At 33.6% G+C, this 17,374-nt stretch carries 13 protein-coding genes; 9 read left to right on the top strand and 4 right to left on the bottom strand.

The annotated features are described in order from the left end of the window. Positions 1-200: 200 nt before the first annotated feature. The 9 genes from NYQ10_RS12800 to NYQ10_RS12840 all read left to right on the top strand — a co-directional run bounded on the left by NYQ10_RS12800 (position 201) and on the right by NYQ10_RS12840 (position 14,559). Entirely contained in the window at positions 201-3,221 is a 3,021-nt protein-coding gene (locus NYQ10_RS12800; protein ID WP_289876716.1) for a SusC/RagA family TonB-linked outer membrane protein, read from the top strand. Positions 3,222-3,225: 4 nt separating this feature from the next. Beyond that, positions 3,226-4,680: a RagB/SusD family nutrient uptake outer membrane protein gene (locus NYQ10_RS12805; RefSeq protein WP_289876717.1), complete on the top strand. Its 1,455-nt coding sequence runs from the start codon at positions 3,226-3,228 to the stop codon at positions 4,678-4,680. 18 nt (positions 4,681-4,698) lie between these two features. Further along, positions 4,699-5,598 (top strand): LamG domain-containing protein, encoded by a 900-nt coding sequence (locus tag NYQ10_RS12810; protein WP_289876718.1) that lies wholly within the window; start codon positions 4,699-4,701, stop codon positions 5,596-5,598. Positions 5,599-5,666: 68 nt separating this feature from the next. Beyond that, positions 5,667-7,055 carry a glucoamylase family protein gene (locus NYQ10_RS12815; RefSeq protein WP_289876719.1) on the top strand — a complete coding sequence of 463 codons (1,389 nt, stop codon included), beginning with the start codon at positions 5,667-5,669 and terminating at the stop codon, positions 7,053-7,055. A gap of 10 nt (positions 7,056-7,065) precedes the next feature. Further along, positions 7,066-7,779 carry a prolyl oligopeptidase family serine peptidase gene (locus NYQ10_RS12820; RefSeq protein WP_289876720.1) on the top strand — a complete coding sequence of 238 codons (714 nt, stop codon included), beginning with the start codon at positions 7,066-7,068 and terminating at the stop codon, positions 7,777-7,779. A gap of 92 nt (positions 7,780-7,871) precedes the next feature. Further along, positions 7,872-10,172 (top strand): beta-glucosidase BglX, encoded by a 2,301-nt coding sequence (bglX, locus tag NYQ10_RS12825; RefSeq protein WP_289876721.1) that lies wholly within the window; start codon positions 7,872-7,874, stop codon positions 10,170-10,172. Positions 10,173-10,272: 100 nt separating this feature from the next. After that, positions 10,273-11,046, top strand: a complete 774-nt coding sequence (locus NYQ10_RS12830; RefSeq protein WP_289876722.1) for a glycerophosphodiester phosphodiesterase family protein — start codon at positions 10,273-10,275, stop codon at positions 11,044-11,046. Between the two features lie 32 nt (positions 11,047-11,078). Beyond that, positions 11,079-13,001: a discoidin domain-containing protein gene (locus NYQ10_RS12835; protein WP_289876723.1), complete on the top strand. Its 1,923-nt coding sequence runs from the start codon at positions 11,079-11,081 to the stop codon at positions 12,999-13,001. 166 nt (positions 13,002-13,167) lie between these two features. After that, positions 13,168-14,559, top strand: a complete 1,392-nt coding sequence (locus NYQ10_RS12840) for a M20/M25/M40 family metallo-hydrolase (RefSeq protein ID WP_289876724.1) — start codon at positions 13,168-13,170, stop codon at positions 14,557-14,559. Between the two features lie 279 nt (positions 14,560-14,838). Here the strand turns inward: NYQ10_RS12840 and NYQ10_RS12845 are convergent, their stop codons facing one another. The 4 genes from NYQ10_RS12845 to NYQ10_RS12860 all read right to left on the bottom strand — a co-directional run bounded on the left by NYQ10_RS12845 (position 14,839) and on the right by NYQ10_RS12860 (position 17,364). Then, the gene (locus tag NYQ10_RS12845; protein WP_289876725.1) at positions 14,839-15,141 is read right to left on the bottom strand and encodes a hypothetical protein; all 303 of its coding nucleotides are present in this window, start codon (positions 15,139-15,141) and stop codon (positions 14,839-14,841) included. A 4-nt stretch (positions 15,142-15,145) separates the two neighbouring features. After that, positions 15,146-15,598, bottom strand: a complete 453-nt coding sequence (locus NYQ10_RS12850; protein WP_289876726.1) for a hypothetical protein — start codon at positions 15,596-15,598, stop codon at positions 15,146-15,148. Positions 15,599-15,682: 84 nt separating this feature from the next. Beyond that, positions 15,683-16,357 carry a YiiX family permuted papain-like enzyme gene (locus NYQ10_RS12855; protein ID WP_289876727.1) on the bottom strand — a complete coding sequence of 225 codons (675 nt, stop codon included), beginning with the start codon at positions 16,355-16,357 and terminating at the stop codon, positions 15,683-15,685. Positions 16,358-16,458: 101 nt separating this feature from the next. Next, positions 16,459-17,364, bottom strand: coding sequence for a hypothetical protein (locus tag NYQ10_RS12860; protein ID WP_289876728.1), 906 nt, complete (start codon positions 17,362-17,364; stop codon positions 16,459-16,461). Positions 17,365-17,374: the final 10 nt, after the last annotated feature.

A 17,374-nucleotide genomic window follows, 5' to 3' on the forward strand; every position in this document is an offset into this window, starting at 1 on the left:
TTTTTATATAATTACGATACATCATTGCTACATCATAATGATATGTTAAAGGAATTTTATTAACATTTAAAGTGTTGATTATGATTTGTTTAAGTGTAAAATTTAACATAATGATGTAGCTATGTTGTAGTGGTATTTGATGTACTACAACGTTGTAATTGTTTAATTTGGCTCTACTAACTTAAACGATTACGTACTGTATGAAAAATTTTATTTTTAGCTTTTTAGCACTCTTGTTGCTGCCTACATATATGATGGGGCAGGCACAAGCAATTAAAGGGAAAGTATTAGACAGTAGTGGAATGGGGGTTCCGGGTGCTATTATTAGCGCTTCAGAATCTCGAACTTCTGCTGATGCCGACTTCGATGGTAATTTTACCATTAATGCTAAAGTTGGAGAGACCTTAAAAATCTCCATGCTTGGTTTTGACTCTGTTTCTGTACCAGCAACGGCAGGAGCAATGACAATTACTTTAAAAGAATCGGGTGATACCGCTTTAAAAGAGGTAGTAGTTATTGGTTACGGTACTAGAAAAAAGGTAGATAATACTACTGCAATTTCTTCTATTAAAGCAGAAGATATCACAAAAACTAAAGTTATTAATGCTTCTCAAGCTATTCAAGGTAAAGCTGCTGGGGTGCAAGTAACTGCTTCAGATTTACCAGGAAGCACACCTTCTGTTGTAATTAGAGGTTTGGGTACTGCTTTAGGAGGTAGATCACCATTATATATTGTTGATGGTATGGCAACAGAAAACATCAATAATATTAATGCAAACGATATTACTTCTTACGACATCTTAAAAGATGCCTCTGCATTAGCTATTTATGGTACAAGAGCAGCAAACGGGGTTATCATTATTACCACTAAAAAAGGTAAAGGTGATAAAGTTTCTGTTGAGGTTGAAAGCTTTGGTGGTGTAAGAACACCTCTTAAAAGAGTAAAAATGGCTGGAAGTAATAAATATGCTCATTACACTAATTCAGCTTTACAATCTACAACTTACTCTCAGGATCAGCCTGTTAATACAGATTGGTTTGACGAAATTACAAGAACAGGAAGTTATACTCAAAATAACGTATCTGTTTCTGGAGCAACGGAAAGTGTAAAATACTTTTTCAGTTTAGGTAATTATTCTGAACAAGCTGTTTTAAACGGTTTAGATTTCGGACGTACTACTTTTAGAAATAACAATGAATACAAAATTTCTAAAAAACTGACATTAACTCAAAACTTCAGCTTAACGTCTACAAAATCAACTCCAAAACCTTTGTCAGCTTTTACAAATGCTTACAAACAATCTCCTGTAGTTCCAGTATTTTTTCCTGACGGAAAATACGGAGTTGCGCGTGTTGGAGACAATGGTTTTGCAAATGAAACAGGATCTGCAATTAATAACGTTGGAAATCCAGTCGCTCAACTTGATTTCTTTGACGAAGAACAACGCAGTATTACTTTACAAGGAGGTTTAAAATTAGATTATGAAATTTTACCTTCTTTAAAATTTACTTCACAATTTAATGGTGAGTACTATACTTGGAAAAATTATAATTTCAGTGATACTAAAAATATTTGGGTGGCTGCAAATCCAGATAGACAAGCAAGTGAATATGAAACATTATTTCCAAATGCTAATATAAATTCATTGACAAAAGGAAGAGAGCAATATTATAACTGGAGTTTGTCAAATTATTTGACTTACAACAAAGTATTCGCCGAAATCCATGATGTAGAAGTTACTGCAGGTATTGAAACATACGTTAAGGGAGCAAGAGAAAAATTGACAATAGTAAGAAAGAATGTGAATTCAGATTCTAATTACTGGGCTCTTAAGGATAATGAATATGCTACAAACATTGTAAGTTATAAAGATGAGGTTTTTAACGAAACTAAATTGGCTTCTTACTTAGGTCGTTTCCAATATAAATTATTAGACAGATATTTATTTACTGGAACTGTAAGACGTGACGGATCTTCAAACTTTGCAAAAGACTACCGTTGGGGAACTTTCCCTGCGCTTGGTGCTGGATGGGTAATTTCTAAAGAAAAATTCTTAGCAGATTCTAAAGGAATCAATTTATTGAAATTAAGAGGAAGCTGGGGTAAATTAGGAAATCAAAATGTACCACTTAATAGTCAAGGATATACTTCAGGACTTAATGCATATTTAGGAGGTTCTATCTTGCTTGATGGAACTACAATTACATCACAAATTGATCCAAGTTTATCTTGGGAGATTACAGAAGAATCTTCTGTAGGTTTAGATTTCGAATTCTTAAACAGCAGATTAAAAGGATCTTTTGATGTGTATGATAAAAATACAAACAATGTAATTTTAAATACTAAACCTTATTTCACATCTGGAATTACGGCTGCATCTCCTGCTCATGTTGGAGAAGTATCTAATAAAGGTTATGAGATTTCATTACGTTGGGATGATAAAATTGGAGAAAACTTTAGCTACTATATCGGTGGTAACTTTTCTAACAACAAAAACGAACTTACAGGTTTGAAAAATGTAGTATTGTCTCCAGTTATTGGTGGTGGATTAGGAAATGGTCAAGACACAAAATTATTGGATAATACTACTGTAGGTCAGCCATTAGGAAGTTTCTACATCTATGAATATGCTGGTTTTGATCCTGCAAACGGACAAATGTTATACTATAATGCGGCGGGAGATAAAGTAACTCAAGATGCATTAAGCGCTACAGCAGATAAAAAATATGTTGGTTCAAGTTTACCAAAATCTAACTATGGAGTTTCTTTAGGATTTGTTTACAAAAACTTTGATTTCTCTGTTGATGGATACGGTACTTCTGGAGCAAAAGTATACAACGGTAAAAAAGCACAACGTTTCTCTGGTGAAAACATTGAAAACTCATTGGCTACAGATTTCTGGACGTTAAACAATACAACAGCTTCAAATCCAGCACCATTTAATCAAGTGCCAGTTGCTTCTACATACTATTTAGAGTCTGGTGATTTCTTTAGAATTAACAACATTACATTAGGATACAAATTGCCATTACAATCGGACAGTTTTATTTCTGCATGTAGAATTTATGTAAATGCAATTAACCCATTTATTACACAAAAATTCTCAGGATTTTCTCCAGAGTTAAACGGAGACGGTAATCCTTATGGAACTCAAGGAGTAGAGCTGGATGCTTATCCAACTTTAAGATCATTTGTAATTGGTGCTAATTTAAAATTTTAATAATATGAAAAAGATATATATAGCAACGTTTGTATTATCATCATTGTTCTTTACAGGATGTGCAGACGACTATCTAGATGTAGATCAAACAGAATCTATTTCGACAGACGATACAGAACTGTTTAATAATGAAGCAGGGGCGGCCCAGTTTGTAACAGCAATCTACAACAAGTTTTTAAATTGGGACATGACCTCTTTCGGATGGATTGGACTTTCAAGTATCACTTCTGATGATGCTGATAAAGGTTCTTCTCCTGGAGATACTGGAACAGATAAAGATGTATTGGATGCATTAACTTATAATGCCTCTAATCCTTCTGCAGAGAGTACTTTTATTGCCAATTACGATGGAATCAACAAATGTAATCAGGCTTTAAATATGCTTCCAAAATTAGATAAAGTAGATGCATCTTTAAGAAACAGATTAGCTGGAGAAGCTAAGTTTTTAAGAGCATTTATGTATTTCACTTTGGTAAAATGTTACGGAGGTGTTCCAATTGTAGATCATTTGCCAGTTCCTGGTTCAGAAGCTGACAGAGTTATGCAGTTAACACGTAAAACTGCAGCTGAAGTTTATGCTTTTATCGAAACCGATTTAAATGATGCAATTGCAGCATTACCTGAAAAAGGAGCTTATTCTGCTAATGAAAAATCAAGAGTTACAAAAGGTGCTGCTTATGCATTATTAGCAAAAGTAAGTTTGTACCAGAAAAAATGGCAGCAAGTTGTTGATAACGCTAACAAAGTAACAGGTTATTCTCTTGTTGCTGATTACGCTTCAATGTTTAGAGCAACTGGAAAATTTGATTCTGAATCTATTTTCGAAATCTACGCGCAAGGTGCTATACCTGCAAAAGGAATCGAAGGATATTCTAATACTCAAGGTGCTCGTGGTACTGGAGGATGGGGCTGGGGCTTCAACACGCCATCTCAAAGTTTAGTAAATGCTTATGAAGCTGGAGATGTTAGAAAGGCAGCAACAATCATTTTTAGAGGTTCAACTTTATACGATGGAAGAGTTGTACCTAATACAGTTGAAAACGAAAGATACAACTATAAAGCGTATTCTTCAGCATACACAGATGCATGGGAAACAGATGTTGATATTAAGTATTTGAGATTTGCTGAAGTTTTACTAATGAAAGCTGAAGCATTAAACGAATTAGGTCAAACTGGAGAAGCTATTCCATTGTTGAATCAGATTAGAAACAGAGCAGGTTTAGGAAATACTCCAGCAGCTTCACAAGCAGATGTTAGAATTGCAATCTGGAAAGAAAGAAGAGTAGAAATGGCTTTTGAGCACGATAGATTTTTTGATTTAGTGCGTACAGGTCAAGCGAAAGCAGCTTTTGCAGTAGATGGAAAAACATTTACTGAAGGCAAAAATGAATTATTCCCTATTCCGGCAACATTCATTAAACAAGCAGACGGTTTATCAGCTCAAAACCCTGGTTACTAATTCTTAAATCTAATTAAAATGAAAAAAAATAAATCTATTTTATTACTTTCTTTAGCTTTAGCTTCGCAAATTTTTGTAAGCTGTGAGGATAGTATAGATAAAACTAACAGTCCAATTCCATACGAGTCAATTGGCGGATATGAGAATTCTGATGAAGTTGCAGCTACACATTTGGTTTCTAAATTTAGTTTCGACGGAACAATTGAAGATTCTAAAGGTGCAATTACTGGCGGAACAGGAACAAATGTTTCTTATGAAACTGGTGTAAAAGGTACTGCTTATAAAGGCTCTACAACTTCTTTTATTGCTTACAATAATGTTGCAAATTCTATTGTAAACTTAAAGAATATTACTGTTTCTATGTGGATCAAAACTGATCCGCATACAGGAGGAGCACAGTCATTGTATATGCTTCCAAAGAAAACAGATTTCTGGGGTAATATTTTTACTCTTATTGAAGGAACAGGTCCAGCAACAACAATGCTGATGAAAAATCACATTCAAAGAGACGTTACACCAAGTATTCCGTGGGCGGGTCAATTTATTGAACATGGAGGCACAAACGTTTTACCAAATATGTTTGGTGCTTGGAAACATGTAGTTTGGTCATACAACGGAACAAGTTCTACTTATAGTTTGTATGTTGATGGTCAAAAACTAGTTTTGCCAACTTCTATTTCAAAAAGAAATGCAAGTGATCCAGCAACAGGTGGTGGTCCTTTAGGAGAATTAGCTAGCTCTGAAGTTTCAAAATTCATTATTGGAGGGTACCAACAGCATTTAGGTGCTCCTTGGGGAAATCCTGACGGATGGATGCTACATTATACTGGATTAATGGATGAATTCAGAATTTACGATTCTGCTCTTACAGATCCAGAAGTTACTGCTCTTTATAAATTAGAGAAAGATAAAAGATAAAGTTTTAAGCATACACCTGATGCAAATTCAGGTGTATGTTTTAATTAATAATTATAGAAATTGATAAAATGAAGTTAGGTTTATATATTATAATGTTTTTAAGTGCTGTTAGTTCATGTTCTTCATCTTCACCAGAAGGAGGAAATACAGGAGGCACGCCATTGCCAACAAATCCAACAACGCCAACAAAGCCGTTAACAGATACAGAAGCAATGGATCAAGTTCAAAAGGATGCAATAAAATATTTTTGGGAATATGCTGATCCAAATTCAAAATTGGCAAGAGAAAGATATCTTACAGAAGATCCAAATTTTGAGTCAAACATTATAACTACTGGAGGTTCTGCATTTGGATTAATGAGTATAATTGTAGGGGTAGAAAGAGGTTTTTTGCCAAGAGCTGAAGCTGTTTCTAGACTTTCAACAGCATTAAATTTCCTAGAAAAAGCAGATAGATTTCACGGTGCTTGGTCACATTGGATGGACAATACTTCTGGAAAAGTTATACCATTTGGGACAAAAGATAACGGTGGAGATTTAGTAGAAACTTCTTTTGTTTGTCAAGCTTTAATTACGATTAGAGAATACTTTAAAAACGGAAGTACAACTGAAAAAGAATTGGCAGCTAAAGCTGATGAACTTTGGAAAGGTGTAGAATGGGATTGGTATACAAGAGGCGAAAACGCATTGTATTGGCACTGGTCACCAAATTATGGTTGGGATATGAACTTCAAACTTGAAGGTTATAATGAATGTTTAATTACTTATGTAATGGCAGCTTCATCGCCAACACATCCAATTTCTGCAGAAGCATATCACCAAGCTTGGGCGAGAAGTGGTGCTATTGTAAATGGAGGTGTTCAATACGGAATTCCAGTTGTCTTAAGTTACAACGGAGCAGTTGGAAATGTTGGACCAATGTTTTGGTCGCATTATTCTTACTTAGGTTTAGATCCAAATAATCTAAAAGATAAATATGCAGATTACTGGCAATTGACACAAAACCATGCGAAAATCATGGTTCAATATAGTGTTGCTAATCCAAAAGGATTTAAAGATTATTCAGATAAATGTTGGGGATTAACGGCAAGTTATACTCGTAATCCTGACGGAACAACGGGGTATACAGCGCATCAGCCAAACAATGACAATGGAGTAATTTCTCCGACTGCAGCACTTTCATCTTTTCCATATACACCTGTAGAATCAATGAAGTTTTTACATTATTTATATGATGAAAATAGAGCAAAATATGTTGGAATAGCAGGACCATATGATGCTATTTCACCACAATATAATTGGGTAACACCACGATATTTAGCAATTGATCAGGGAACTATTGCTCCTATGATTGAAAATTATAGAACAGGTTTATTATGGAAACTGTTTATGAATGCATCAGATACAAAACAAGGTTTGAAAAAACTTGGATTTACTTCTGGTAAATACGGAATTTAATTGTCTTTAAATGAAATTTAGAATCACGCTTTTTGTCTTATTATTTACAGTATTTGGATTTTCACAAAGTGAAATAACTGGAAAAATTAATACCGTTATAATGTCCAAATACGAGTTGGGATATGCGTTGCATCGTCCAGCGAATACCAAAGAAAAAAAGCCATTGATTGTTTTTATTTCTGGTGACGGAGAAAAAGGAACTGATATTGAAAAGGTTAAAATAAATGGACCTTTTAAGTATTTAAAAACGCACCAATTAGATGCGTATGTTCTGGCTCCACAATGTAAAGAAGATGAAAACTGGGATATAGAATCAATTTATCAGCTGATTTTAAAAATTCAAAAAGAGAATAAAATCGATTCAGATAGAATATATGTTACTGGTTTGAGCTCAGGAGGTTGGGCTTCGTGGAATTTGGCTTTTGCACATCCGGATCTATTTGCAGCAAACGTACCTGTCGCTGGTTTTGTAGATTTAATTCAGTTAGAGCACGCTTGTGAAATAGCCAATATTCCGACCAGAATTTTTCACGGATTGCTTGATGATGTGGTGAATGTAAATTATGCCATCACGATTTACAAAGAATTGAAAAAATGCAATGCGAAAGATGTAAAGCTGACCATTTTTGATGACGCAAATCATGACAGCTGGACAAGAGTGTATGATAATCAAGAAATCTACGACTGGATGTTTCAGCAGAAAAAAACGAATACAAACAAATAAATAGAATAGAATGAAATCACTTTGATTCAAATGAAAAACTGAACGAAGAAAAGTGATTCCATGTTCCGATTAAAAACAAATATTAAATAAACATGAAAAACAAATTAGTCTTGCTTTTTTTAGGATGCGCGGTTTTGGGTTATGCTCAAAAGAAGCCTGCTAAAAACACAGTAAAAATTAAACCAAAGTCTGAATTTGTGGCGGAGTTAATGTCAAAAATGACTTTAGACGAGAAATTGGGTCAGTTAAACTTGCCAACATCTGGTGATATTACCACAGGGCAGGCAAACAGCTCAAATGTGGCAAAAAATATTGCTGAAGGTAAAGTGGGTGGTTTGTTCAACATTAAATCAGTTCAAAAAATTAAGGAAGTACAGAAAATTGCGGTGGAGAAAAGCCGTTTAAAAATTCCGTTGCTTTTTGGTATGGACGTAATTCATGGTTACGAAACAACATTCCCAATTCCGTTAGGATTGTCTTGTACTTGGGATATGGCTTTGATCGAAAGAAGTGCGCAGATTGCTGCAAAAGAAGCAAGTGCAGACGGAATCAATTGGACATTCTCGCCAATGGTAGACATTTCTCGTGATCCACGTTGGGGAAGAGTTTCTGAAGGTTCTGGAGAAGATCCGTACTTAGGAGGACAAATTGCCAAAGCAATGGTAAATGGTTACCAACAGCACGATCTTTCTAAAAACAACTCCATTTTAGCTTGTGTAAAGCACTTTGCATTATATGGAGCTCCTGAAGGTGGACGTGATTACAATACTGTAGACATGAGCCATATCAGAATGTTCAATGACTATTTTCCTCCTTACAAAGCAGCTGTTGATGCTGGTGTAGGTTCAGTTATGGCTTCTTTCAACGAAGTTGACGGAATTCCAGCAACTGGAAACAAATGGTTAATGACTGACGTTTTAAGAAAACAATGGGGTTTCAAAGGATTTGTAGTAACAGATTTTACAGGAATTCCTGAAATGATCGAACACGGAATGGGGAATCTTCAAGATGTTTCTGCTTTAGCATTAAATGCTGGAGTTGAAATGGATATGGTTGGAGAAGGCTTCTTAGGGACTTTGAAAAGGTCATTAGATGAGAAAAGAGTTTCTATCGAAACAATTGACAATGCGGTTAGACTTATTTTGGAAGCAAAATATGATTTAGGATTATTCCAAGATCCATATAAATATTGTGATGAGAAAAGAGCAAAAACTGAAATCTTTACAATGGATAGCAGAAAAGAAGCTCGTCAAATTGCAACACAATCTTTAGTATTATTGAAAAATCAAAACCAATTGTTGCCTCTTAAAAAATCTGGAACTATTGGTTTAATCGGACCATTAGCAGACGCGAAAGAAAACATGCCAGGAACTTGGAGTGTCGCAACAAAAATGGAAAATGCAGTTTCGTTATTAAGAGGAATCAAAGAAGTAGCAGGAGCAGGAACAAAAGTTTTATATGCAAAAGGAAGTAACTTAGATTACGATGAAACTTTTGAAACTAATGCTACAATGTTTGGAAAAACATTACACCGCGATTCACGTTCAAAAGAAGATTTATTAGCTGAAGCTTTAAAAGTTGCCGAACAATCTGATGTAATTGTTGCCGCTTTAGGAGAATCTGCAGAAATGAGTGGAGAATCAAGCAGCCGAACAAACTTAGAAATTCCACAAGCGCAAAAAGATTTATTAAACGCTTTATTAAAAACAGGAAAACCAGTTGTTTTAGTTTTATTTGACGGACGTCCTTTAGTAATTACTGACGAAGAAAAAACAGTTCCTGCAATTTTAAATGCTTGGTTTGCTGGTACAGAAGCAGGTTACGCTATTGCTGATGTATTATTTGGAGATGTAAATCCTTCAGGAAAATTAACTTCAACTTTCCCAAGAAGTGTTGGTCAATTGCCAATTTATTATGCACACAAAAATACAGGAAGACCACTTTCTAACACAGAAGGAAAATTCGAAAAATTCAGATCAAATTATATTGATGAAAGAAACGAGCCTTTATTTCCATTCGGATTTGGTTTAAGTTATACGACTTTCGATTATTCAAACATCAAAATTTCTTCTGATAAAATGAATGCATCAGGAAAATTAAAAGTAACAGTTGATGTAACAAACACTGGAAATTTTGACGGAAAAGAAACAGTTCAATTATACATTAGAGATTTAGTTGGTTCTGTAACAAGACCAGTTAGAGAATTAAAAGGTTTCCAAAAAATTGCTCTTAAAAAAGGAGAAAAACAAACAGTAAGTTTTGATATTACTGTAGAGGATTTAAAATTTTATAACTCTGATTTACAATTTGTAGCAGAGCCTGGGCAGTTTGATATTTTCGTTGGAGGAAATTCAAACGCCGATAAGAAAGTTAGTTTTGAGTTAACTAAATAGTTGGTTTATTGATTAGTAATTAGCCCTTCGCGTGTTTGGTTAGCGAAGGGCTTTTTTTTAAAATCAAAAATCTTTTTTGTAATTTTTTAACTACATTATTATGAATATTTTTAAAATATCGAGTCTGGCATTTCTGATTGCTTTCACATCTTGTAATGCTCAAAAAAATGCCATTGTAGCGCATCGCGGAGCGTGGAAAAAGAATAATCTTCCAGAAAATTCAATTGCTGCATTAAGATATGCAATTGATTTAAAATTGCCAGGTTCAGAATTTGATGTTTGGAGAACAGCAGACGATTCGCTTGTAATTAACCACGACGCGCATTACAATAAATTACTTATCGAAGAAACGAATTATGCTAATTTGATAAAATTCAAACTTTCTAACGGAGAAAAACTTCCAACATTATACGAGTACATTTCTGCGGGAATTAAAAACAATAAACATACTCTTTTAGTCTGCGAAATAAAACCTTCGGAACTAAGTAAAGAAAGAGGACAAAAAACTGCTGTAGCAACAGTCGAAACCATTAAAAAATTAAAAGCCAATAAAAATACCTGCTACATCAGTTTTGATTATGATATTCTGAAGAAAATCAGAGAAATAGATCTAAAAACTTCTTTGCAATATTTAGAAGGAAATAAATCTCCAAAAGAAGTTAAAGCTGATAAGATTAATGGCGTTGATTATCATTATTCTGTATTTCAAAAACATCCAGAATGGATTCAGGAAGCAAAAGAAAATAAGATTATTCTAAATGCTTGGACTGTAAACGAAGTGAAAGATATGGATTGGATTATTGAACATAAATTCAATTATATCACAACAAATGAACCCGAACTTTTAAAGGAAAGATTACAGGCAAAAAAATAATCTTTTAGACTTTATAAACTTAAAATCTAACCATGAAAAAAATATGTAAACATTTAACGCTGCTAATTTTTTTGATAACGCTGTTATTCAATCAAAATCTATCGGCACAAAAATTAGGTAAAACTGAGTGGTTTGATCCTAATAAACCCGCAACAACATATTGTAATCCAATAAATATTGGTTACAACTATACAACTTATAATCATAATGGAATTCCATATTCTCGTCGTTCTAGCGCAGATCCGGTTATTATAACTTATAAAGGCGAATATTATTTATTTGCAACAAATCAAGCAGGTTTCTTTTGGAGTAAAGATATGTCAGATTGGAACTTCGTTTACGGAAGTTTCCAGAGACAACCAGGCGATGACGATCAGTGCGCGCCTGCGGCTTGGGTTGTTAATGATACTTTATTTTACGTTGGTTCAACTTGGAAAAGAGATCATCCAATCTGGAAAACTGCTGATCCAAAATCTGGAAGATGGACACGTCATGTAGACAAAGCAATGCTTCCAACTTGGGATCCTGCGATTTTTCAGGACGATGATAAAAAAGTATACATGTACTATGGTTCAAGCGGAAAATTGCCTCTTGTTGGAGTAGAAGTTGATTACAATACTTGGCTTCCAAAAGGAAATCAGGCTGATTATGCAGAATTGTATAAAGCAACTGAAGTAGAAGATATTCAGAAAGTTTATGGACAAGTTAAAGAAGTGGCAATTTTAGATCCTTCTGCTCACGGCTGGGAGCGTTTTGGTCCAAATAATGATATGGAACCAGCACCTTGGGGAAATTTTATTGAAGGAGCTTGGATGACAAAACACAACGGAAAATATTATATGCAATACGGCGCACCAGCAACCGAGTTTAAAGGTTATGCAAATGGTGTTCACGTAGGAGATAACCCGCTTGGACCTTTTACCTATCAAAAACACAATCCGATGTCATATAAACCGGGCGGATTTGTAATTGGTGCTGGACACGGAAATACTTTTGCAGATAATTACGGAAATTATTGGAACACTGGAACTTGTAAAATTTCAATCAAAGACCGTTTTGAGCGTCGCATTGATATGTTTCCAGCTGGATTTGATAAAGATGATGTAATGTATTCGATTACTTCTTACGGAGATTTTCCAATTGTTTTGCCAACAAGTGAGCGTGATCAAACTAAAGGCGCTTCATCAGGATGGATGCTACTTTCTTATAAAAAGCCTGTAACTGTTTCTTCTTCTGAAGAATGTATGGAAGTTGAAACACACAGAATGGATAACGGCGGAAAAAAAGTATATGAAAAATTCTGCTACGGACCTGAAAATTTAACAGATGAAAACATCCAAACTTACTGGTCTGCAAAAACAAGCAATCCAGGCGAATGGCTCCAAATGGATTTAGGAAGACCAATGGAAATAAACGCTTTGCAAATTAATTACGCAGATCATAAAGCAACACAGTATAATAAAGCAATGGACATTTATTACCAATACAATATATTCATGTCTGATGATGCTGTAAATTGGACTTTGGTTGTAGATAAATCTAAAAATGATAAAGATGCGCCTCACGATTATTTAGAGCTTACAAAGCCTTTTAAAGCGCGTTATATCAAAATGGAAAACATTCATAACGCTTCAGGTTTATTTGCGATTTCAGATTTTAGAGTTTTTGGAAACGGATTAGCGGCAAAACCAAAAGCAGTTGCTTCTTTTAAAGTTGATAGAAATAAAGCCGATTCTAGAAACGCAATGATTTCTTGGAAAAAACAATCTGATGCAATTGGTTATAATATTTATTACGGAATTACGCCAGATAAATTATACAACAGCATTATGGTTTACGGCGATAATAGTTATGATTTTAGAGGTTTAGATAAAGGAACAAAATATTATTTCACCATTGAGCCTTTTAATGAAAATGGTATTGGATCAAAAAATAAGATTATCGAAGTAAAATAATTTTTATTTGATGAATCTGTAAAAGCTCCTGTTGCAAATTGAAGAATTTGTAATAGGAGTTTTTTTTGAGAAAAGGTTTAAGAAAAAGCTTTCGAACTGTCTGAAATTTTGTTCCTTTGTGAATATGCTGAATAGCAGATTAAACTCCAAAATTACTACACAAACTATGAAAAAAACGATTCTTTTAACTGCTTTAGTTTTAAACGGATTGACATCTTTTGCTCAGACAAACGATGAAAAAAACATCAAATTATTTTATAAAAAGGCATTAACCGAGGCAAAATGTTATACTTGGTTAGAATATTTATCTAACGATATTGGTGCTCGTTTATCTGGATCTAAAGGAGCAGAATTAGCAGTTGATTACACTAAAAGACAATTAGAAAGTTTAGGACTTGATAAAGTGTATCTGCAAGAAGTTATGGTGCCTCATTGGGTTCGCGGAGAAAAAGAAACAGCTTATATTTTAAATGGAAAAGAGAAAACTGTCGTTCCAATTTGTGCTTTAGGAGGTTCCGTAGCAACTCCAAAAACGGGTATTACAGCAGAAATTATCGAAGTGCAAGGAATTAAAGAATTGACAGAATTAGGAGCCGATAAGGTAAAAGGAAAAATTGTGTTTTATAACCGACCAATGAATCCTGAAAACATAGAAACTTTTACCTCTTACGGAGCATGTGTAGATCAAAGATATGCTGGAGCAAAAGAAGCTGCAAAATTAGGAGCAGTGGGAACAATTGTTCGTTCTATGAATTTACGTTTAGACGATTTTCCTCATACAGGCGCTCAGAGTTATGGCGATCTTCCGAAAGAACAATATATTCCGACTGCTGCAATTAGTACAAATGGAGCAGAATTATTGAGTAAATCATTAAAAGTAAATCCTGCTTTGAAATTCTATTTCAAACAATCTTGCGAAACTTTGCCAGATGCTTTGTCTTATAACGTAATTGGAGAATTGACAGGAACTGTAACACCAGAAAATATTATGGTTGTTGGAGGGCACTTAGATTCTTGGGATTTAGCAGATGGTTCTCATGACGATGGAGCAGGAGTGGTGCAAAGTATGGAAGTTATTCGTATTTTGAAAAACTTAAACTACAAGCCTAAAAATACCATTCGTGTTGTTTTGTTTATGAACGAAGAAAACGGCGGAAAAGGTGGCGCTAAATATGAAGAAGTTTCTAAGCAAAAGAAAGAAAACCACATTTTTGCATTAGAAAGTGATTCAGGCGGATTCTCACCACGCGGATTCTCAATTGAAGCAGATGATGTTAACTTGAAAAAGATCCAAGCTTACAAAGATCTTTTTGAGCCTTATTTAGTACACAGTTTTACAATTGGACATGCAGGTTCTGATATTAGTCATTTAACTTCTCAAGCCATTGTAAAAGCAGGTCTAAAACCCGACTCTCAACGTTATTTTGATTATCACCACGCAGCAAACGATAAATTTGATGCAATCAATAAAAGAGAATTAGAACTTGGTGCGGCAACAATGACTACATTAATGTATTTGTTAGATCAAAACGGAATCGAGATTAAAAAAGCAAATTAAGATTTCTAAAATCAACATACAAAAGCTGTCATTTTTGACAGCTTTTTTTCATAGAAATAATCCCAAATAAACAGAAAATAATTATGTCGCTCCGCTGGAGTTTTTCTGCTTTGTATAATTGTTTTCTATAAATATTATGCTTCTCTGAAGCAAAAACTTTTATGGACGGATTGTTTGTGATTGTTTTTTATTGTCAAGTAAGAATCCCAGAGGGATGAAATACTTATAGAATGTAATAATCGTTTTTTAATCAATTCTAAGAGATTTTATAATTTGTGTTTAAAGCTTCATCACAATCAAATAATAAAAAAACGTGATTGGAATATTTGAAACCAGAATAATGATTTTTACAGCAATATCTTTTCGCTGAAGCGGTAAATGAAGAAACCTTTCAGCCAAATGAACAAACATTATCAAGTTTACAATTATTGAAAACAAAGCAAACGGCCACGCAATAACAAAAACAATAGAATTTTCTTTAGAAATAATATAAAGCAGAAATAAGAGTGTACTTATTATAAAAGTGCCAATTGCTAATTCTATAGATTGTTTTTCTTCAAAAGGTTTATGAATCGTTTTCATGATTTTAAATTTTAAAAGTTTGCTGGATAGTTTGAATCGGAATTAATAACATTTTCGAAAAGTCCAAATAATGAAACTGAAAGGCATTTTTTCCGCGTTTATATTGTAGAATGAAATAGTTTATCCGCTTCGGATAAAAAATAGTTCCTGTTAAAATTACCATATACAAATACAAACTTCTTTTTCCGTTTCCGAATAAATAATACTGCATTCCGATTTCTTCGTAAACTGAAACGCCTGTATTTGTTAAAACATGAATAATGTCGTGATCTTCCAGTTTTTCCTGAATATCAAAATGATTTTTGAAGAGAAAATTACCCAAACCAAATCCTAAACTTTCTTCAGGATAATTCATTAATTTAAATTTATCAATATTCCAAGGTTCATTTTTCTTGAAATATTTTTGATAGGGTTTCTTAGAACATTCGTACAGTTTTTCAATTAAAAAATCTCTCATAAATATATTTTAAAAGTTCTTTGAATTTCAAAGTTAAATGACAAATAAAAAAGCTAGAAATAGTTCACTAGCTTAATTTATAATTTAATAAGTATCGATTACAGTTTTCAATAAATTAGAATCGGCAAGATCGGAAGGAGCAACTACTTTTTCTTCTAGCGGAATATCATTTCCATAACGCTCTTTTAGTATTTTCTGAACTCGGGAATCATTTAAATTAAAATCTTTCAATTCTCGCAATTTTGACAATTCAATTCCAGCAGCATTTTTGTAAATTTTCCAAATCAATTCAGAGCAATAGATTCTATTATCTGTCCATTCAAAATAAGCATCGTATTCTTTGCCATCAAATTGCTGACTGTATTGTTTCATTTTTTCTATAATCTGTGAGTTTAAAGCGCTTTCATCTTTTAATCTTTTAACCACATATTTATTATCTCTTCCATGTTTGATCCAATCTTCAATTGGAGTCAGTTTTACGGGCTGAACAGCTTCAAAAACAAACCATTTTCCGTTAATATCATAAATAATTCCGCAATGCGAAAACTTTGAATTTGTTGCAATACGCACCGCTTCGCATTGTTTTGATTCTGAAGTTTGAAAAATCAGATCGCCGTCTTTAAATTTACCTGCAACTGTTTTTTCTGATTTATTTCCAGTAAACGGATTATTAGGAAAAACTTTGATAGCGACAAATAACGCACATGCAAAACTTAAGATAAAAGTAACCAGAGGAAATAAAAACTTTTTCTTTTTCATAAAGTATAATTTAAAGTACTTTGAGGCACAAAGTAAATAATAAAAAAAATAGCTGCCAAATAAAATGACAGCTATTTTTTAAAATATATTTTTAGCAAATATTAGATTCTAAAGATGCCTCCAACAGCAATAATTCGCTGAAAGTAAGTAAAATGCTGAGAAGCTTTATCTTCATTGCTTGTTGTGGTTTTAATATCTGGCATATTTATATAACCACCTTTTAACTCGCCTTGAACATAAAAATGTTTAAAAAAGGTAATGTTTAAACCAGCTTTCGCAGAAACACCATAACCAGAAACGTGAAAATCATCATGACGTTCTTTTCCTAAAAGAGTAGTGTTTGTTTTTGGATATAAAATACCAGCTCCTAATCCTTCAGTTAAGTTAATCTGAACTTTATCAATATTAGGCAATCCGAACCATTTTGAAATATCATCAAATCTGGCAACTTCAGTATTAATGTAGTTCAAACCATCAGTATGCTCATACATTAAAAATGCAGGACCATTTGCAGGAATTTCACCATTATCATATCCACCTTCTTTAGCTCCGCCTTGCGACATGTCTACAGGTCTGTTATTGTACTCGCCATTATAAATAGATCCAGGATCATTTGCTGGCAAATTAATAGTTCCGTTAACATTTGCAATTTGATTTTGTGACATTACATATTTCATGTGGTCAACACCAATTGTAACACTATAATGATCGCTAAAAAAATAACCTAATCTCAAATTAGTTTGAGGAATAGTCATGTTAGCAGGATTAATGTAATCAACATGCCAGCCTTTTGGTTTATCATGAGCTGCCATATTTTCAACTGTAAAGTTGTAATCCTTTCCTCTGAAATTCACATCAGATTTAGAATAACTTTCTCTGTTTCCGCCCCACATTACAAAGAATTTTCCTTTATTGTGCGCAGCGTATTTTTGTACTGGAATTTCCTCCTGAGCAAATGTGTTTAAAGAAACACAAGTCAGTAAGAAAAATAAAATTTTTGTTTTCAAAGAACTTAAG

The organism is Flavobacterium johnsoniae, assembly GCF_030388325.1.
GTDB lineage: Bacteria > Bacteroidota > Bacteroidia > Flavobacteriales > Flavobacteriaceae > Flavobacterium > Flavobacterium johnsoniae_C.